This is a genomic window from Anaerosacchariphilus hominis (assembly GCF_014290175.1).
GTDB lineage: Bacteria > Bacillota > Clostridia > Lachnospirales > Lachnospiraceae > Laedolimicola > Laedolimicola hominis.
The window spans coordinates 116,319-135,674 of sequence record NZ_JACOOR010000001.1; the positions used below are offsets into that span (position 1 = coordinate 116,319).

The following is a 19,356-nucleotide window of genomic DNA, read 5'->3' on the forward strand; positions in this document are numbered from 1 at the left end:
TCCTTGAAGAAACTCAAAAAAATTTTGTTTGCGGCCTTTACAGTCGCAATTCTCTCCTGCCTGCTCTGCCAGCCGGCTTTTGCCGCTATCTCCGAAAGCGATGTGCAGGCTCAGGTAGACGCTGTGGGAAAAGAAGCCGTTTCCGGCAATGTGTTTATCTGGTTTCTCTGTGCTATCGGCTTTCTCAAAGTCGGCCAGAAAATCGATTCCTTCCTCTCCAGTCTTGGTGTCAATGTAGGACATACCGGCGGCAGCATGCTGGCTGAGGCTATGATTGCTGCCAGAGGCATCGGCGGCATCAAGAACTTTTCCAGTCACCACTTTGGCGGCGGGAGAAACAGCAGTTCCACCAATGTCAACGCAAACGGTGGTAAAGGCAGCGGCGGCTTTGGAGCAGGGTTTGCCAGCGGCGGTCTTGCTGGAGTGGTGAGCCGAAAAGTCACAAACAGTGCCATCAAAACAGCCACCACAACTCCCGGCTCCAAGCCTTCCGGTCTTGGCAGTCTTTTAGGCGATGCTGCAGCCGGAGGAATCGGCGGCCATATGTACGCTTCTTCCGTTAGTAAGGGCGGCAATTTTGCCAACAATGTAATCGGCAGCGTAGCCACGGGCAGTATCAGCCAGATGGGGGCCATTTCCGGTGAAAAAGCCGCCGAAGCCCTGCACTCTTACATGGGATATGCGGCACTGGAATCCGGAGCTGAAAATGTTCCGACCTTCCAAAATGTCGAAATTGGCGGCGGCCGCATCACCGGCACAGAAGTGACTGCGGAACATCCCGAAGGCATCTCCTTTGGTATGTACCACGCAGACCAATATGTTGCCCCGGAAGGCCAGTACACCACCGTTCATGCCGTGGATGGCACAGCATGGTATAAGCAGTACGCTGTGGATGCTGTTGACAAATCGCCCTACATGGCTCCTGACGGTTCTATCGCCTTCAACGAGTCCATTGTCAAAAAGCTGCCTCCAGCCCCGAGGAGAAAGGACAAGATATAAATGCCAGAAGATCAAAAAAGCAGTTTTTCCGAAGCTGTGGAGACCGGTGCCTCCGCAGCGCATACCATCCGCGGCGCAATCAAAACCGGAAAAGCTATTTCCTCCGCTGCCAAAGGCGCTGCCGCAGGCGGTCCTTACGGTGCAGTTGCAGGCGCAGTGTGGGCAGGCCGGAAGCATATCGGAAAAATCATTGTGGCAGTCATTGCCCTGCTTATGCTGCCGGTATTATTTGTTCTCATGCTCCCCGGTCTTATTTTCGGCGGACTGACCAATGCCTTTTCGCCATCTGACCCCGAAATTCCGATTTTGAATAGCAAAACAGCGATTATTGAGAACGCCAACGAGATCACCTTTACCCTCAACGGCATCTTGGGCGAGGCACTGGATGATGTACTTGCCCGGATCGAAGCTGACTTTGCGGCATCGGGAGCCGACCATATGGAGGTCAAAAACGCCTATTCCAGCGGTCCCATTTATAACGCCAACCTATTTATCTCTCAGTATTGTGCGGCCAAAGACAAGGATTTTGAAAGCATTTCTCTGAATGACCTTGCCGCCACCCTGCGGGAAAACAAACAGCATCTATATTCCTACACCAGCAAGCAAGAGATTCGTGAGAGCACCGTGACTGATCCGGAGACTGGGGAAGAAACAACGGTGTCCGAAACATGGATGGTCTATACTGTCCGTTACAACGGTGAGTCCTATTTTTCTGATGTTGTATTCCAGCTTACCGATGACCAAAAGGAGCTTGCATCTGATTACGCTTCCAACCTAAGCCTGTTCTTGGGCGATGGTCTGCTGCAAAATCTGGAAGCGTGGACCGGAAACAGCATCACCGCTCTGGGCGATGTTACTTTCACCGACGGGATCACACCTGTTGTTTACTACAATCAGCTGGATGAACGCTATGCCGGTAAAGCATATGGTACGGACAATATTGGCGGTTATGGCTGCGGCCCTACCGCTATGGCAATCGTGGTGTCCTCTCTGACGGACGATATGGTTGACCCTGTGGAGATGGCCGAGTGGTCTTACAACAACGGCTACTGGTGTAAAAGCAGTGGTTCTTACCATGCGCTGATACCTGCCGCCGCTGGGGAATGGGGGCTTCCGGTTTCCGGCTGTACCACTGCGGAACCACAGCGCATCACAGACGCACTGGCTAATGGTAAACTGGTAGTAGCAATCATGTCTGAAGGCCACTTTACCTCTTCCGGTCACTTCATTGTCCTGCGTGGCGTAAAAGACGGCAAGATCATGGTGGCTGACCCTGCCAGTTACACACGGAGCGAACAGCTCTGGGATCTGTCCATTATCTTAAATGAGGCCAGCCGGCGCGCTGGAGCTGGCGGTCCGTTCTGGATTATCGGCTGATGTGCCCGCCCGGCTTCGGAAACGAGGTTAATCATGAATCATAAAATCGACCGAGATACCTACATAATACCACCGAATTTCATCGAGTCAGGCACCTTCTTCGGTGGTATGTTCAAAGCCCGCAATGTGATTGAAGCCGGTATCCTGGCATTTGCCATTGGTGTGCCGGTTTTTTCATTGCTCCCTCTTGGCCTGACTGCCCGTATCATCGCTTTGTGCCTGACCGCACTGCCAGCAGCATTGTTGGCGCTTATCGGAGTTTCCGGTGAGAGCCTTTCCTCTTTTCTGCTGATTTTCATAAAGTACCTGCGAAACCGCCGCATTGTAGGCGGTAACAGCGCAGAAGATGCGGTTCCTGCGGCAGAGCATGGCGGCAAGCATATCAAAAAGAAGGTACACAAGCCCGATAAGGCTCCCCGGCGGTCACGGCGCTCCGGCAGAGAGGATTTCCCAGCGGAGTTTGATGAAGTTCGTGGCTACGAGATCCGCCAAAAACTCCGTCCTGTGAAAAAGCAGAAGCCTGCCAAAGAGAAGAAAGCCGCCAAGCAAAAAAAGAAGGTCTCCAAAGAGCGCAAAGTAAAACGCCCTATCCGCACTCAGGAGCCGAAGCCCGCCTGCCTTAACCCGGTAGCAGATTATCTGCCGATTTCCAAAATTGAAAACGGCATCATCTACACGAAGGACCACCGCTATGTCAAGGTCGTCGAGGTAGTACCCATCAATTTTATGCTGCGCAGCGCCCAGGAACAGCGGAACATCATCTATTCCTTTGTGTCCTACTTGAAAATCAGCCCCATCAAGCTGCAAATCAAGGTACTGACACGTCGGGCAGAGATCAACCGCCATCTGGATACCGTTCGGAAGGAGATGGAACAGGAGACCAATGAACAATGTCTGCTCATGCAGGAAGACTACCTCCAGTTCGTTCAGCAGATCGGTTCCCGTGAGGCAATTACCCGACGTTTCTTCCTGATTTTTGAATATGAGCCGTGGAGCAACACCAAGCGCTCTGATGAAGAAGGCGAGGCAATCAATGCCCTGCAAAGTGCAGTCCATACTGCTACCAACTACCTCCGTCAGTGCGGTAACGAGGTCATCGTTCCGGAAAACTGGGATGAGTTTACCGTAGATGTCCTCTATAACCTGCTCTGCAGAAATGAAAGTGCTGTAAAGCCGCTCTCCGTCCGGGCACAGGAGGTTGTGGCTGAGTACCTTGCCAAAGGGCGCGACAGTGAGATCGACCATATCCCTGCCACCGAATTCTGTGCGCCAAAAAGCATTGACTTCACGCATGGTCACCATATCTGCATTGACGGTCTGTATTATGCTTATTTGCTGGTGCCCTCTGATGGCTACAAAACGCAGGTTCCAGCCGGCTGGCTCAGTCTTATCGTCAATGCCGGTGATGGGATCGATATGGATATGTTCCTCTCCCGTCAGCCCAAAGAAACCATCATCCAGAAAGTCGGACAGCAGCTGCGTATCAACCGTTCCAAAATCAAGGACGCCAGCGACACCAACACCGACTTTGATGACATTGATGGCGCTATCCGAAGCGGGTACTTTCTCAAAGAGGGTCTTGCCAACAACGAGGACTTCTACTACTTGAATCTGCTGATTACCATTACTGCCTCCAACGAGGAAGACTTGGAATGGAAGGTCAGCGAGATGAAAAAGCTCCTGCTCTCACAGGACATGAACGCCTGCACCTGCCATTTTCGGGAGGAACAGGCGTTTTTATCTGCCCTGCCATTGGTGGCAATGGAAAAGAAACTGTATGAGCGGGGTAAGCGCAACCTGCTAACAGGCGGTGCCGCAAGCTGTTATCCCTTTACATCCTATGAGATGTGTGATGATAACGGTATCCTGCTGGGTGTCAACAAGTACAACAGTTCCCTTATTATCGTGGACATCTTCAATTCTGCGGTCTATAAGAACGCCAATATGTCGATCCTTGGCACGAGCGGAGCCGGCAAAACCTTTACCATGCAGTTGATGGCGCTGCGAATGAGGCGGAAAAATATCCCCATTTTCATTGTTGCACCCCTAAAAGGCCATGAATTCCATCGCGCCTGCTCCAATGTGGGCGGCTCCTTTATCCAGATTTCACCGGCCAGTCCCCACTGCATCAATGTCATGGAGATTCGGCGGGTAGACCGCTCGGTGAATGAACTTCTGGACGGTCCAGGCATCCAGTTATCTGAACTTGCAGCAAAGATCCAGCAGCTCCACATATTTTTCAGTCTGCTGATCCCCGATATGTCTCACGAGGAACGACAGCTTTTGGACGAAGCCCTTGTTCGTACCTATAACACAAAAGGCATCACTCATGATAATGCCTCTTTGGAAGACCCTGCAAAGCCCGGCCAGTACCGTGAGATGCCGGTGCTTGGTGACCTGTACGAAATTTTGAAAACCTCCAAGGAAACGATGCGCATGGCCCACATCCTAAACCGTCTGGTAAACGGAAGCGCCAGCACCTTCAATAAGCAGACCAATGTTCGGCTCGACAACAAGTACACTGTTTTGGATATTTCCTCCCTCACCGGAGACCTGCTCACCGTAGGTATGTTTGTGGCGCTGGACTTTGTTTGGGACAGAGCCAAAGCCGACCGTACAGAAGAAAAAGCCATCTTCATTGATGAGTGTTGGCAGCTTCTATCCGGTGCCGGTGCTGCTGGTGTAAGATTGGCCGGCGATTTTCTTTTGGAAATTGCCAAAACCATACGCGGTTACGGCGGCGCCTCGATTTTTGCAAGCCAGGATCTTGCCGATTTCTTTGACCTTGACGGCGGCAGATTTGGTAAGGGCATCATCAACAACTCCAAGACCAAGATCATTCTGAATCTGGAGGACGACGAAGCCCAGCGGGTACAGGAAGCCCTGCACCTGTCCGATGCTGAAACAATGGAGATCACTCACTTTGAAAGAGGTCACGGTCTGATTTCTACCAATAACAACAATATTATGGTGGAGTTCAAAGCCAGCCCTCTGGAAAAGGATCTGATCACTACCGACCGCCGCGAGCTGCGTGAAATCGTAGAGCGAAAACGCCGTGAACAATCCACATCTGCCGAACAGCAGATATAACAATTTGAAAGGCGAGGTGATTCCCATGTGCAACTTTCCTGCCAGACGCCGCTATGCGTCTGCTTTGCGTCTGTATTACGCCTAAAAGCCAGTTTTGCCAGCCAGATCATCTTTTGGGCTTACACTGACTGGCTTTCCTTCCTATTTAATGCGTCTTGAATACGCCTATATTACGCCATTGGAGGTGATACCCATGAGGACCAGGGCTGAAATCTATGGAAATGAAGCTGCGGCTCTGCTGCGGATCGTCACGATGTATCCCGGTCTCAATATGCAGCAGCTTCTTTGCTTTCACCCTGGCAAAGAAGAAATCATCAAGACCCTGCTCTCCCATCTGCAAAAGCAGGGCCGTATTTTTCAAACTGATACAGGCGGTTACTTTCCGTCTGGTTGGGCAGCAAAATCAGACAACTCCCTGATACGGGCTGCCTGGGTACTCTTGGATTTTATCGGGCAGGTGGAATACCATGCTCCCGGTGATTTTCCGGTCAAGCTTATCTTCTTTGCAAACGGTGAACTATACGAAATCGTCTACGCAGCTTCCGGCCAGGAGGCCCTGATCAACCATGCGCTTCGGGATGACCGCAGCGGTGGACGCCGCATCATTTTGGTCGATAATCCGGAAGACATTCGCCGCATTGACTGCCCTGGCATTTCCGGTTTCTGCACCGTGGATGCAGCGGGCCAGGTGCATTACTTTAAGAAAACAGGAGGAACTTGATTGGAACGAAAAATCATCTCACACCGGATTGGAAGCATTCTTGATGATATATCCCGTTTGAGCAATGCTCTTTACGCGATGGATACCACGGATATTCAGCGCTATCCGGACAACTATGAAGTCTTATCCACTGATGCCGCCCTGCGGGCAGAGAAAATTGCCTGCAGGCTGCGGCATTTGATATATTCCAGCACCACCATCCGCAAAGGCGATTACCTGACATCCGCCGGTATTGTACACGGAATTGAGGTTATCTATGAGGACGGTGTACTGGAGGTCACCCTGCCTGGTCTGCTCCCAAAACGCAAGCAGAGGCAAAACACTGAGTTTCTGCTCGACCCGTTCTACTTCTCATTGGAGCAATACGCCAAAGAGCATCCCATGCCCCGCTTCAGCGATTGTGTGGTGTGCTTTACGCAGGTTTATGACCAGTGCCTTCCCACCCGGCGTATCCGTGACTACGACAATCTGGAAGAAAAGCAGCTTCTGGATGTCCTCTCCACCTTCGTCATGGCTGACGATACCGGCCTGCTCTGCGATGCCTACAACACCGCTGCGCTGGGCGAAAAGGACTGTACCAGAATCAGTGTCATGGAAAAAAAGCGGTTTCCCGCCTGGCTTGCTGAGCATGAAAACACCCTAAAATCCATCTCGGATTTTTGAGCATTTTCAGCCATTGCTTGTCCGACCTGCCGCAACATCGTATTTCGCTCCGGATTTCGGGGCTTTTTTCTGTCGTTACACCACGGATTTTTACCGAAGTTCCTTGCAGTCTCGGTAAAAGCCACACACCACAAGGAGGTGATCACTTGGGAAATTCCCACAGCCAGACACGATGGCGTACAGGCTTCTCTCTCTGACTGCCATCTCCGGCGAGTTCCCCACAGACCAGCTTAACAGACTTCCCGGCAGTCCATATTATCTGGAGTCTGTTGTCACTGCACTGAAAAAAGACGGGCTGCTGCGTACCTATTACCGGGATAAACTGCGCGGCTACCGTCTGGGGCCGCGAGCCAAAGCCACTCTGCTGGAAAGCCGGCCGGACAGGTTTGCCAGCTACCTGACAGGAGATACCGACACCAACCGTTTGAAATGCGAAATTGACCGAAGACTCCGGCTACACCGCCTGGCAGAAACCTATGTGACCATGGATAATGCGGGTGTATGTGTGTATCAGGATGAAAAACCGGCAATTTTTGCGCCGGAGGGTTACGCTGGCGGCAGGATTGTCTATCCTGCTTTTTTCAGTTCCAGAGAAGTGAAAGAAATGGGGATCGACACCACGAAGATCCGCAGTTCCCGCTCCACTGGAATACTCCTTGCGCCCTCCGGCATCTTCGTGACCTACAACAGCAGCAGCGCCCTGATGAAGTGGCGCTACAAATCGGAAATGCGGGTCAAGGCATTGATTTGGAGCGTAATCTGCCAACAGCGCCTGTCCCCACAGTTTCGCCATGAGGATGTTCATGGACTGATTCTGGGCAACAGCATGGATCTGGCTTACCAGATTTTGACCAGCACCGGAGGACGCAAACATGATTTCTTCATGCTGGATGGCAGCTATGAGTATTTTCTTTATCTTACCAACGACCATCAGGGGGAGGTGATACTTGCACTGTTGTGCGACCCTGGGAAAACTGCGGAGCTGGATCGCATTCTGCTCCAAGGTCTTACTGCGAGGCAGCCCGGACTGGCTATTGAGCATGACGGCATTTCACCGGATGGCTCACCAGTCCTATTTGGCTATTTCTGCGATCTGCCCCGTATCGCACGCTTTAACACCTCTCTCGAACTATCCGAGCGCCCGGGCACACTGATCTGCTTTGACTTCCAGGCAGAGGTACTTCGCAGCTACTGCGGTTCTCGGGTGCGCTTCCAGACCATTGACTTCACAAAATTCGAGGGGAGGTTGTTCCCATAAACAAGAAAAAACTGATCGTGAGCCTGATTGCAGCGCCCTTTGCCATTCTTGCAATCCTATACGCAGGCGGCTTTCTGGCACAGCTTTTGGGTAACTATGCAACCTGGAAACAGGGCGGCGGTATTCCCGGCGATGGTACTTCACCGCTGGCCGCTTCGCCCGACTTCCTTCTCTGCCTTTCCTCTGTGCTCCGACCGCCTTATGGCGTGTATGGCATTTTGATCTGCATTGGCTTGTTAGCAGTGCTGCTCATCATGGTCATGCGCATGGGATATGGTGATGCCGGCGAGTATGACGAAGACCGTAATTTCTCCTACTCCGCCAAAGGCACTTATGGCACCTCCGGCTGGATGTCCCGCAAAGAGATGTCCGGCGTACTGGATCTGGTGCCCGATCTGCGCAAACACAAGGGTGTTGTACTGGGTATGCTGGATGGCAAAGCAGTCTGCATACCGGAAGATACCAGAATCAACAGTAATCTGGCAGTCTACGGCGCCAGTGGTTCCATGAAAACCCGTTCGTTTTGTATGAACCGTATCCTTCAGGCCACTGTCCGAGGCGAAAATGGCGCCGGAGAATCGTTGATCATCTGCGATCCCAAATCGGAATTGTACGAGAAGTCAAGCGAATTTCTCCGCAGCCGGGGCTATTGTGTCAAGGTATTCAACCTCGTTTCGCCTGAAAACTCAGATTCCTGGTGTTGCCTTGCCGAAGTTGAGGGACAGGAACTAATGGCCCAGCTTTTTGTAGATGTCATCATCAAGAACACCACGAACAACGGCAAGAGCGACCATTTCTGGGATGCCTGCGAGATGAATCTGCTCAAGGCCTTGGTACTGTATGTGGATCAAGGCTATGCGGAAGAAAACCGCAACATTGGCGAAGTCTACCGGTTGCTGACTCTCAATGGGGAATCCCAACTTGACACATTGTTCGAGGCGCTTCCTTCCACGCACCCTGCCAAAGCACCCTACAGCCTGTTCAAGCAGGCCAGCGACACAGTGCGAAGCGGCGTGATTATCGGTCTGGGCAGCCGCCTGCAGGTATTCCAGTCTGAGCTGATCAAAAAAATTACCGCTAAGAATGAGATCGATCTGGAACTTCCGGGTCAGCAGCCCTGTGCCTACTTCCTCGTTACCAGCGACCAGGACAGCACCTTTGATTTTCTGGCCTCGCTGTTTCTATCTTTCTGCTTCATCAAACTGGTGCGATATGCAGACCACAACTGCGAGGGCGGCAAACTGCCTGTGCCTGTCCATATCCTTGGGGAAGAACTGACAGCGTGCGGCACGATCCCAGACCTCTCCCGCCGGCTCAGCGTAATACGCTCCCGGAATATCTCCATGTCCTGTGTGTTCCAAAATCTCGCAGGATTGCAGAACAGATACCCGCAGAATTTGTGGCAGGAAATCATTGGAAACTGTGACGCGCAGTTGTTTTTAGGCTGTACAGACCAGCTTACTGCCGAATTTATTTCTGCCAGGACAGGGCTTGCCTCTGTAGCAGTATCCAGTAAATCCAAACAGCTGGGCACCTGGCGTATCTCCAACTATACACCGGAGTTTCGTGAGACCTCCGGTGTTGGAAAACGCCCTGTACTTACTCCTGATGAAGTCCTGCGGCTCCCGCTGGATCAGGCGCTCATCATCATCCGTGGCAAGAAGGTTCTGCAGGTAGACAAAATGGATTACTCCAAACACCCGGAAGCCAAGTACCTGCGTTCCTGCAAAGCATCTGCCCATGTGCCGGAATGGCGCCGCTTGGAAGAAGAAGCCGCCAAAACACCGCAGCCTGCGCCGAAACCGGCTCCTGCAGCAAAGAAACCGGCAAAGCGCAAAGCCACCAAACCGGCATCCCCCACAGATAAATCACCCAAAGAGGCTCCGGCTCCCAAATCTGCCGGTACGCCGGAAGGCATTATCACCACAGACAAGGATTCCATCCTGTCTTGAACAAAACTATCAAATTCATAGGAGGTTTTAATCTATGGCAACCAAGAAAAAAGAACTTCTGGAACAGGACGCTCCTGTTACCGAAACCGTTATGTCGGAAGGCGAAACTCTGCTGGCCGATACCGCTCAACCTGAATCCCTTCCTGCTGACGCTGGCGATGGTCTGGATTTGAACGAACTGCTGGGGCAGATGGATCAGCCCCTGGAGGACACCTCTGCCGAAGATATGGCTGAAGATCCCCTTCCTGAACTTACCGAGGAGGAAATGTTCGGGGATACGCCTGCTGAAACAGACGATCAAAGCGCTGCTCCCACTGATATGCCGGAAGACTCTGATGTGCAGCCGCCTGATGTTTACGAAGATAACGCCGACGCTGTGCAGGAACCCCCTGCATCTCCCAAGCGTACCAGCCGAAAGAAGAAAAAAGCAGTTGCTCCTGAAGAAACTGTCACAGAGGAAATCCATGCCGAGACCGCCGAGCCGGTGGATACAGCCGACACTATTCTTGATACGGAGGAACCTGCTGTGGAGCCTGATGTTCCTGCCGTGGAGGAAGCTGCCGCTCCTGCACCCACTCCTTCTCCTCCCCGGCGTCAGCCCCGCCCCCAGCGCAGCGAGGCCCCCGTCCTTACCATCCGCAGCCGGGATGATGTCGAGACTGCCGAAGACCGTGATGATGTAATCTGGCATGAAATCCATAATGCCTACCGCACCCGCAAGATCATCACCGGCAAGCTGGGCGGCATTGAACAGCTGGACAACCGCAAGACGGTGGCAGTTGTGGATTACAAGGGGTTCCGTGTCATTATCCCTATCAAGGAAATGATGATCAATCTGGGCCGCAGCCCTTCCGGTCAGGAATACGCCGACCTTATGCTGCGCCAAAATAAGATCCTTGGCAACATGCTCGGCGCTGACATTGACTTCATCGTGCGTGGTATCGACTCCAAAACCCGCAGCGTAGTTGCCAGCCGCAAGGAGGCCATGCTGCGCAAACGCCAGATTTTCTATCTGGATACGGATGCTGCCGGTATGTACCGTGTCTATGAGGGCCGCATCGTCCAGGCGCGTGTGATTGCAGTAGCTGAAAAGGTTGTGCGCGTGGAAGTTTTCGGCGTTGAAACCTCCATCCTTGCCCGTGACCTTGCCTGGGACTGGATCGGTGACGCCCATGAGCGTTTTTCCGTAGGCGATGAGGTGCTGGTCCGGATTCTCAGTGTGCGGCGCAACAGTCTGGAAGACTTGGGCATCAAGGCTGACATCAAGAGTATTTCCGAGAACACCGACAGAGACAACCTGCAGAAGTGCCGTATCCAGGGCAAGTATGCCGGCCGTGTCACAGATGTCCACAAGGGTGTTGTCTATGTGCGCCTCTCCAACGGTGTCAATGCGGTAGCCCACTCCTGCTATGACTACCGGATGCCCGGCAAAAAGGACGATGTATCTTTTGCCGTCACCCGTCTGGATATGGAGCGGGGTGTGGCCGTAGGTATTATCACCCGGATCATCCGCCAGAACCTTTGAGCAAAAGAGCCTGGGGAGCAGTTATTTGGCTACTCCCCAGGCTCGCTTTTTGCTAACTTCTATTTTTCATATTGTAGACGCCCACGACAGCGACACATTATTTACAAAGACTTTGATGTGTCATTGTCATTATTACCTTCTTAAAAGAACCCATTCTTTTTTCTTATTGCTTCCCTGACGTGTAAGGATACCTTTCTGTTTCAGCGTTTTAATTGCCCTATCTATTGTAGATGTACCGACCTCCAGCAATTCTGCCAATTCCTTAACTGTGATGTTAGGATTTTTCTTAACGCACTCTATAATCCGTTCTTCATTCGGCTTGAGATTTATCGCACCATTTATCACACCATTTATCACACCATCATTTTGGTGCTTTCCAAAATCAGGATGAATATAAAGAGTGGTCGCAAAATAAGTCCGGTCCCCTCTTAAATCTCTAATTCTGATTTTTAGGTTCCATATGCGTTTATTTTTCACAAAAATAAAGTTATAATCTATATAATCAAAGATTTAGGAGGCAATTTCATGCTGATTCAGTTTCGTGTAGAGAACTTTCTCTCTATCAAAGACAGTGTCGTGTTATCCCTGCTTTCCAGTAAGGATAACGAGCATTCGGAACATCTGATTGTGAATGGAAGCAAACGGTATTTGAAGTCTGCCGTGATTTACGGAGCCAACGCTTCCGGGAAGTCCAATGTCCTTCATGCATTCTGGTTCATGGTAAATTATGTGCTGACTTCGCATAACCAACAACTCCACAAAGCCATCGAACGTTCGCCTTTCAAGTTTGACCGTGAAACACCCTCTCACCCCAGCAGCTTTGAGGTCATCTTCACCGCAAATGGCATCCGATATGCGTATGGCTTTTCGGTAACAGACAAAGCTGTTATTGAAGAATACCTATATTACTATCCCAATGGCCGGCAGGCGATCATTTTTGAGCGGCAAAACACAAACGATTTTCGCTTTACCGTTGATGTCGATAAACAAAGCACGCTCAAAAATCGCACTTCACCTAACAAGCTCTATCTGTCTGTTGCATCAAACTGGAGCTATTCCAAGGTAATTCCTGTTCTGGAGTGGTTTGCTTCCTGCCGATTCATCACGAAACATTCTGCTGCAGACGCCTATGAACTTGAAGCAGAACAGCTCAAAGACGATAGTTGCCGGCATATGATTGCCTCTATGCTGCGTGGCGCAGATTTTGGTATACAGTCACTTCAAATGCGTGATTTAGAACCCGCCACTTCTCAGCAAGGCGATATTTTCACCAATATTGAGGTCATTCACACGGTACAAGATACAGAGGGAAATACTTCTTCCTACACACTGAACATGGCGGAGGAATCCGATGGCACCCTCAGTTATTTCAAACTGATTTGTGCTGTAAAAAAGATATTGGATGAAGGAACACTTTTTGTAGTAGATGACATGGATTCTCACCTGCATCCCCTCCTGACAAAGCATCTGGTCTCACTCTTTAACAGCGTGGAATTCAATCCAAATGGGGCACAGTTGATTTTCACATCACACAATACCAATCTTCTTGACTTGGATGTACTGAGGAGAGATCAAATTTGGTTTACCGAAAAAGATGAACTGACCGCTGCTACCGATTTGTTCTCCCTCCAAGCTTTTTCTATCCGCAAAGACACTAAACTGGAGAAGGGCTATTTAATCGGCCGTTATGGTGCAATTCCTTTTATTAAGGGTGGGCTGTAAAGCAGCTGCGGACAGAGCAAAAATGATATTCCCAAAATTAGATATGCTTAAATTTCAAAAAATATCTGTATTTAATTTTCGAGATGTGCTATACTATACTAAGAAAGGGGCGATAACATGAATATACGAAAAATCAGCGTTGGGAACTTTAAGTCCCTGTATAGCGCATCATTTGAGCCAGGTAAAATCAATGTGTTTGTTGGTGCCAATGGCTCTGGCAAGTCCACTATTTTGGAGGCTATCGGCCTCTTGAGTGCAGCTATGACTGACCGTGTTGATTCTGCAAGTCTTCAACGGAAGGGTGTGCGTTTAAGCATTCCCTCTCTTTACAAGTCTAATTTTAAGGATCTGAAAAGAAAGAAACTGGCCGTAGATCTTTCCTTGGAATGGGAGGATGACTGTTGTTCTGATCAGTTCCGCTATGATGTACACCTAACAACCCCTACCGATACGGATTACTGGAGATACCATTCGGAAGCATTTTTCCAGAATGACGAGAGAATATGGGGGCGCAGTAATGCATCCCAGCAGCAGGCCAACAGCTATATTGGGTTTTTCTTGATTGATGACAATCAGGAACTGACAAACGGCCGTAAAATTGCACAACATTTCTCCTCTTATGGTATTTTCCAACCCAATACCATGACTTTACGCGGGACGATTCCAGATCCAAATCAAACCACTCCAATCGGACTGAATGGCGGTCGTCTGGCTGAGGCAATAAAAACATTGATTCATGAGGAAGATGGCGAACTGTATTTTGGCAATTTATATATGGATGATATCCTTGATATGATTGATTGGGCTTCTGATATTTCCGTGGATGCTCCCAAGAAAAGCAATATCAACGCCAACATTCCTACCACTCGTCAGATTATTGAGTTTACAGACCGCTATATGAAAGAAAACTCCCGGTTTACCGGTTATGATGCCAGCGAAGGTGCTTTGTATGTGCTGTTTATGTTGGCTCTAGCCATGCATCCGCAGGGTCCTTCTATTTTTGCGGTAGACAGTTTTGACCATGCATTGAATCCCCGTCTTGCCAAAAAAATGATACAAGTATTCTGCGAACAGATCATTCAGAACAATAAACATGTTTTCCTTACCACTCATAATCCCTTGGTTTTAGATGGGCTTGATTTGACTAATGATGATATTCGCTTGTTTGCAGTAGACCGTGATGACAATGGGCACGCACAGATCAATCGAATTCTTGTATCTCAGGAACTGATAAATGAAGGTCAGTCTTTGTCCCGGCTCTGGATCAACGGTAGACTGGGAGGTGTGCCGACACTGTTATGAAAAATATCGGAATCGTCTGCGAAGGACCGACAGACTATATTATATTAAAAAAGGTCATCGACCTGATAACCAATGAAACTAATTATTATGTACAGCTCCAACCAGAACCCGACTTAACAGGACAATACGGAAACGGTTGGAAGGGTGTCTGGAAATGGTGTTGCGATAATGCTGATATCCGCAAACAACTTATGAAGGATATTACGCCCAGGCTGGATTTTCTGGTCGTTCAAATGGATGGAGATGTATCTCGGAAGGAAAAGTCTGCTCATTGTTCGTGTCCGTCTGTCAAATGTCCTTATAAGGGCATTCGAAATCCTCTGGAATGTGATATAAAACCGGAAGATAGGGATGCTTGCCCTGTCATTCTTCCATGTCAAAACCATGGAGCACCTATTACTGGTTACATGGAGCATTTGAAAGGATTACTTTCTACATGGCTAAAAGAACCCGATGATACCTGTATTGTTATCCCCTGTGACAGTACAGAGGCATGGATTGTAGCTGCCTATGATAATACGGCAGAAGTTGAATTTATCAAAGATCCTTGGGAATCTGTCATTGCCAAGAGGAAAACTTATCACGATATTCGCATTTCGGGCAAGAAAAAGAGAACCCGCATTTTCGAACAATTTGCTCCTATTGTTTGTGAGAATTGGGAACAAGTAACCAATCTTTGCCAAAGTGCACGAGACTTCGAACAAAGCATCTACACCCTTTCCCATCAGACATAATATTGGCATAACATTGGCACAGTCCTGCCCTTTCGCCGTAAATCCATATCTGTTATACTTGGTACAGTCAAAACTTTGCATAGCAGCCGCTCCGGTTTGGAGCGGCTGTTTTCAATTTCAGTAAAGGTGGTGGTTTCTATTCTCTTTCAAAAAGCCCGGAAAGTGCTGAACAACGAGCGGGGCGAAGCCAACTATTTCAGTACGGTGGTCTTCATCTTCATCGCTGTCCTGCTGCTGGCCTTCATTATTGACCTGTTCAGCATCATTTCCACCAAGCAGGAACTTGACCATGCCGCCGATCAGATGGTCAAACAGATCCAGCTTTCCGGCGGCGTCAACGGCGAGACCGATGAGCTGTTTGAATTTTTGAGTTCTCAGATCGAAGGAGCCGAAAATATTTCCTACTCCATTGACGCTACCTACACATCACCCAGGCCATCCGGTATGACAAATGCCATCCAGTTGGGCACCCCCTTCTTCATTACCATCGAGGGAGATGCCAAACTGGGCGGGTTCTGGAATTTTGACCTGGTAAACATCACAGTGGTTGCCCGTGGCAGCGGCGTCAGTGAGCACTACTGGAAGTGAGGTGACCTATGAAACGTATATTCCTGCGGCTGAAACAGCCGCTGCGAAACGAACGGGGCGAGATCACCTTTTTCGCCTGCTTTTTTGTGGTAGGCATCGTGATGCTGATTTCCTTCCTGCTTCTGTACGCTTCCATCCGGATCACCTGCATCAACATCCGCAACGGCGCTAAAATGGAGTTAAATAACCTTAGCGGCACGATTTATGCAGATACCTACCGTTCCCAGCGTGAAACTAACTTTGAAGAGTACCTAAATACCCTTTACTCCAGCAGTGACTATACCGACATGCTGGAGGCTACAGTGGCAGGCGGCCTGGACTCCAAGATTCCGCTTTCAACGGAGGATTACAAGGTTTCCGACATCAGTCTGGAGTTCAATGTAGAGGATGGACGGGTTGAGTACATCTTTTACTGTGATGTGGAGTTCTATGTGCGGATGTTCGGTCACAGTTATCCGGCTATCACCCAACGGGTGGAGCTGACAGGCTACCACAACACAAAATTCTAGCAATACTGTTGAAAGCCCGGCACATTCTACCGTATAGGCTTTATATAACAGCAAAAAAGGAGTGTATGTAAAATATGAAGAAGTTTTTCCAATCCAAAGGCTTTATTGTTTCCTCGCTGGCTCTCCTCTGCGTCACTATTCTGGGTGTCTGCTGGTTCGTAAGCCGCGACCGTACCGGAGATTTTAGACCGGATGAATCCCCACCCAGCAGCGTCACCGGCGATTGGTCAGATGGCGGCACACAGACAGATGGTGATAATGGAGCAGATGCTTATGCTCCCGGCCAGTCCACAGATGCCGAAGAAGAATATCCCAAAGTAACCTCCCAAACGGAGGATGAGGTTGTGATCGACTTCACCGATACTGAAAAGCCTGAAGAAACGCCTCCTCCGGTGCCGGAAGGTAAGACCGAAATCAAAGATCCTGGTCAGGAGCATACCGTCAATCCCGACCCGTCAGTTCCGGAGGTTACTGCCCCGCCCGCCGAGCAAGCGCCGCCCAGCAATGAGCCGGTTCCAGGCTCCAGCAACGGAAATGGAGCTGTATATGATCCGGTGTTTGGCTGGGTTGTTCCCGGCGATGTACAGCAATCCACCGGTGACAGCGATGGGGATCTGAACAAACAGGTCGGCAATATGGGCTGATTTACTACAACTGAATATGGCACTACTTGGCCGTCACAGGATTGTGGCGGCCTTCCTATTTTCAAAAGGAATGGAGCGTGATGTATTTGAAACGACTTCTCGCCTTCCTATGCTGCTTTACCCTTGTTTTCTGTCTATTCCCCTCCTCTGCCTTTGCAACGGGCGGAAATGGAAACATAGATGGCGGCGGTGGCAGCATGGGTCACGGCACAAGCAGCAACTTCTGGAACTCAGGCAACGATGGCGTCCGCATTACTGTTGTTGACGCATCCAGCGGAACTGCCGTATCTTCTCCGCTGGACTTTTCAAACCGGACGCAGAAGACCAGTCTTCTCCATTTTGGGAAAGTCAACAAACTGCAATACCTGGGCGGCGCCGGTCTCTCCCTCCAGTCCGGCGTTGCCTATTCCTGCATTAGACCTACGCAATCTATGCCCACAATCGTCAGCAGTAAGGGGCAGAGCAACATCGAAGCCATCAAACGGTATTTCTGTTCTGAATATGCGTGCATGATGGTCGCTCAGGCAGCCGGAGTCGATTATGAGCGGATGATTGCCGGCGAGTACAAGCTGCTGATCGAGCCCATTGCCTATTTCACGCACAACGGCCAGTATTACTGTATGACAGCTACTGAAGCCGGTCTGTATGATCAGATGTCCGGCGGCAATCTGCGGAAAACCATGACCTCGCTTACCCATAAAAATCTGCCGCTGTCAATGTTCCTGGAATTCAGCGACCTTGGCATCTCCGCCTGGACAGGCAGCACCACTGGAAAGCAGAACAATTCCGACATCATCAGCACCCTTGGCGTTGGTATCGTCTGGTTTGATGAAGCTCCGCCGGAAGGAGAAATTGAGGCCCCTGATGTCGAATACCGAGTAGATACGGATGTGATCACCGCCGTCACACTGCGGACAGATCAGGATCTGACGCCGGATAATCCGGCATCGGTTACCTTCCATATTCTCGGCACCACCTACCGGGTCAATGATATAGTGATCCCAGCCGGTGACAGCCAGGTAGTCTGGGTCAAATGGCATACCCCCTCCACCCCACAGACCGTGACCATTACGGTATCTGTCAGCGGCGCCTATACCGCTCAGGATACCTTTGTTGCAAAGATCGTGGATCTGAATGAGCACATTCCGCCTGACCCTGTGGCAACCGACACGAATCCCGGCTACTCTGTGCCGTCCCTGCCCAATGAAACGCAGAAACTCACTGCCAACTGGGGCGTCTGGAGCTGCTACTGGGTGCCTGTATGGGTATGGTGCGACCACGGTGAAGATGGCGGGCACTGGGTTGATGAAGGATATTGGGAATACGAATATACGGGCTACTCCGCTTCCATCAGCGGCGAGATGTCTCTAATGCCAGATGATATTGTACCCACAGCATCCGGCAAGACGATGAAAAGCGGGTACGGCGTTAAAACCGAAGTGCGGGCAACGCTGTCCACAGATGCCCCGACCAGCCACATTACTTATCCTCAAACTGCTTTTTCCATATTCCCTGAGTTCCAGTATCAGACCTATCTGCGGCTTCTGCAGCGTTCCGGCGGCCAAAGTGCAAAATTCATCTTCAAGCCCAACGAGTTTTCCACCTATGACCGGACAGTGCATTTCACACCGCTGTGGTTCCCCGATGCCACCGACTACACCATCTATACACAGGTGTGGGATACCTGGACTCCTGACGGCATGTTATCCATCAACCTAAATGACTATGTTTCGATCCAAGGGAGCCTTTATGATGACTGGTATACCAATCGAGAATAATCTCTGGACAGCTTACCTGCTTACCATATTTTTTGTGGTGGCCGGCTTTGCTGTCTACGATGTGCTTTACAGACGGGTGCCTGACCGGGCACTCGTCTTTTTTATCCCCTTAGCTGCCCTGGCGCCGGTCCTGCAGGGGTATTTCCTGTTAAATCATGGGCTCCCGCCACTCTTCCTCTGGCCGGTCGCTACCCATGCCCTGGTAGGTGCCCTGCTCGGCTTTTGTATTCCATTGGCAGCTGCACTGGCAACAAACGGCACCGGTCTTGGCGGCGGGGATATCAAGTTCTGCGGAATATTAGGGCTGGTCTATGGCCCTTCCGGCATGGCGCTGGTCTTTCTGACTGCCGCTGTTACCGCAATGCCTGTGATCTTTCTTCTCAGGCGGCTTTATCGAACTGGGCAGCCCCTTGCTATCCCGTTCCTGCCATTTCTCGCCTGTGGCTGCTGTACAGCGACCCTGGCCCAACTATTTTTAAGATAGGAGACAACGC

General features: G+C 50.4%; 17 protein-coding genes. 16 read left to right on the top strand and 1 reads right to left on the bottom strand.

The genetic code is table 11. The annotated features are described in order from the left end of the window. Nucleotides 1-3: 3 nt before the first annotated feature. The 8 genes from H8S44_RS00515 (at nt 4) to H8S44_RS00550 (ending at nt 11,585) form a co-directional block, all read left to right on the top strand. A complete protein-coding gene (locus tag H8S44_RS00515) occupies nt 4-999 on the top strand; it encodes a hypothetical protein (RefSeq protein WP_186872922.1) in 996 nt (331 codons plus the stop codon). Beyond that, the gene (locus H8S44_RS00520) at nt 1,000-2,376 is read left to right on the top strand and encodes a C39 family peptidase (protein ID WP_186872921.1); all 1,377 of its coding nucleotides are present in this window, start codon (nt 1,000-1,002) and stop codon (nt 2,374-2,376) included. A 33-nt stretch (nt 2,377-2,409) separates the two neighbouring features. Further along, nucleotides 2,410-5,466 (top strand): VirB4 family type IV secretion system protein, encoded by a 3,057-nt coding sequence (locus H8S44_RS00525; protein WP_186872920.1) that lies wholly within the window; start codon nt 2,410-2,412, stop codon nt 5,464-5,466. 193 nt (nt 5,467-5,659) lie between these two features. After that, nucleotides 5,660-6,187: a DUF5697 family protein gene (locus H8S44_RS00530; protein ID WP_186872919.1), complete on the top strand. Its 528-nt coding sequence runs from the start codon at nt 5,660-5,662 to the stop codon at nt 6,185-6,187. Then, on the top strand, nt 6,188-6,850 hold the full coding sequence (locus H8S44_RS00535) for a DUF6100 family protein (protein WP_118552436.1): 663 nt from the start codon (nt 6,188-6,190) through the stop codon (nt 6,848-6,850). Between the two features lie 172 nt (nt 6,851-7,022). Next, a complete protein-coding gene (locus tag H8S44_RS00540; RefSeq protein ID WP_186872918.1) occupies nt 7,023-8,108 on the top strand; it encodes a hypothetical protein in 1,086 nt (361 codons plus the stop codon). Nucleotides 8,109-8,119: 11 nt separating this feature from the next. Further along, nucleotides 8,120-10,060 (top strand): VirD4-like conjugal transfer protein, CD1115 family, encoded by a 1,941-nt coding sequence (locus H8S44_RS00545; protein WP_412319185.1) that lies wholly within the window; start codon nt 8,120-8,122, stop codon nt 10,058-10,060. Nucleotides 10,061-10,094: 34 nt separating this feature from the next. Beyond that, entirely contained in the window at nt 10,095-11,585 is a 1,491-nt protein-coding gene (locus H8S44_RS00550) for a S1 RNA-binding domain-containing protein (protein WP_118552430.1), read from the top strand. Nucleotides 11,586-11,717: 132 nt separating this feature from the next. Here H8S44_RS00550 and H8S44_RS16630 read toward each other — a convergent pair whose 3' ends face one another. Further along, entirely contained in the window at nt 11,718-12,062 is a 345-nt protein-coding gene (locus H8S44_RS16630) for an HTH domain-containing protein (protein ID WP_158580867.1), read from the bottom strand. A gap of 48 nt (nt 12,063-12,110) precedes the next feature. Between H8S44_RS16630 and H8S44_RS00560 the strand changes: the two genes are divergently transcribed. The 8 genes from H8S44_RS00560 (at nt 12,111) to H8S44_RS00595 (ending at nt 19,346) form a co-directional block, all read left to right on the top strand. Next, the gene (locus tag H8S44_RS00560) at nt 12,111-13,307 is read left to right on the top strand and encodes an AAA family ATPase (RefSeq protein WP_118646140.1); all 1,197 of its coding nucleotides are present in this window, start codon (nt 12,111-12,113) and stop codon (nt 13,305-13,307) included. Between the two features lie 117 nt (nt 13,308-13,424). Further along, nucleotides 13,425-14,609, top strand: a complete 1,185-nt coding sequence (locus H8S44_RS00565; protein ID WP_118646138.1) for an AAA family ATPase — start codon at nt 13,425-13,427, stop codon at nt 14,607-14,609. After that, on the top strand, nt 14,606-15,343 hold the full coding sequence (locus H8S44_RS00570) for a hypothetical protein (protein ID WP_118646136.1): 738 nt from the start codon (nt 14,606-14,608) through the stop codon (nt 15,341-15,343). The genes H8S44_RS00565 and H8S44_RS00570 overlap by 4 nt, the downstream gene beginning before the upstream one ends. Nucleotides 15,344-15,439: 96 nt before the next feature. Next, on the top strand, nt 15,440-15,931 hold the full coding sequence (locus tag H8S44_RS00575) for a DUF4320 family protein (protein ID WP_243167434.1): 492 nt from the start codon (nt 15,440-15,442) through the stop codon (nt 15,929-15,931). An 8-nt stretch (nt 15,932-15,939) separates the two neighbouring features. Next, entirely contained in the window at nt 15,940-16,440 is a 501-nt protein-coding gene (locus tag H8S44_RS00580; protein WP_008394779.1) for a hypothetical protein, read from the top strand. A 74-nt stretch (nt 16,441-16,514) separates the two neighbouring features. Continuing rightward, on the top strand, nt 16,515-17,084 hold the full coding sequence (locus H8S44_RS00585) for a DUF6550 family protein (RefSeq protein ID WP_118646134.1): 570 nt from the start codon (nt 16,515-16,517) through the stop codon (nt 17,082-17,084). Nucleotides 17,085-17,164: 80 nt separating this feature from the next. Further along, a complete protein-coding gene (locus H8S44_RS00590; RefSeq protein WP_118646132.1) occupies nt 17,165-18,862 on the top strand; it encodes a hypothetical protein in 1,698 nt (565 codons plus the stop codon). After that, nucleotides 18,837-19,346, top strand: coding sequence for a prepilin peptidase (locus H8S44_RS00595; RefSeq protein WP_227589410.1), 510 nt, complete (start codon nt 18,837-18,839; stop codon nt 19,344-19,346). The genes H8S44_RS00590 and H8S44_RS00595 overlap by 26 nt, the downstream gene beginning before the upstream one ends. The last annotated feature ends 10 nt before the right edge of the window (nt 19,347-19,356 follow it).

Excerpts from the sequence above, each read along its gene's own strand:
- H8S44_RS00525 (WP_186872920.1), top strand. The coding sequence starts at position 2,410 with ATGAATCATAAAATCGACCGAGATACCTACATAATACCACCGAATTTC.
- H8S44_RS00590 (WP_118646132.1), top strand. The coding sequence starts at position 17,165 with ATGTATTTGAAACGACTTCTCGCCTTCCTATGCTGCTTTACCCTTGTT.
- H8S44_RS00585 (WP_118646134.1), top strand. The coding sequence starts at position 16,515 with ATGAAGAAGTTTTTCCAATCCAAAGGCTTTATTGTTTCCTCGCTGGCT.
- H8S44_RS00540 (WP_186872918.1), top strand. The coding sequence starts at position 7,023 with ATGGCGTACAGGCTTCTCTCTCTGACTGCCATCTCCGGCGAGTTCCCC.
- H8S44_RS00570 (WP_118646136.1), top strand. The coding sequence starts at position 14,606 with ATGAAAAATATCGGAATCGTCTGCGAAGGACCGACAGACTATATTATA.
- H8S44_RS00550 (WP_118552430.1), top strand. The coding sequence starts at position 10,095 with ATGGCAACCAAGAAAAAAGAACTTCTGGAACAGGACGCTCCTGTTACC.
- H8S44_RS00595 (WP_227589410.1), top strand. The coding sequence starts at position 18,837 with ATGACTGGTATACCAATCGAGAATAATCTCTGGACAGCTTACCTGCTT.
- H8S44_RS00565 (WP_118646138.1), top strand. The coding sequence starts at position 13,425 with ATGAATATACGAAAAATCAGCGTTGGGAACTTTAAGTCCCTGTATAGC.
- H8S44_RS00520 (WP_186872921.1), top strand. The coding sequence starts at position 1,000 with ATGCCAGAAGATCAAAAAAGCAGTTTTTCCGAAGCTGTGGAGACCGGT.
- H8S44_RS00560 (WP_118646140.1), top strand. The coding sequence starts at position 12,111 with ATGCTGATTCAGTTTCGTGTAGAGAACTTTCTCTCTATCAAAGACAGT.
- H8S44_RS00530 (WP_186872919.1), top strand. The coding sequence starts at position 5,660 with ATGAGGACCAGGGCTGAAATCTATGGAAATGAAGCTGCGGCTCTGCTG.
- H8S44_RS00580 (WP_008394779.1), top strand. The coding sequence starts at position 15,940 with ATGAAACGTATATTCCTGCGGCTGAAACAGCCGCTGCGAAACGAACGG.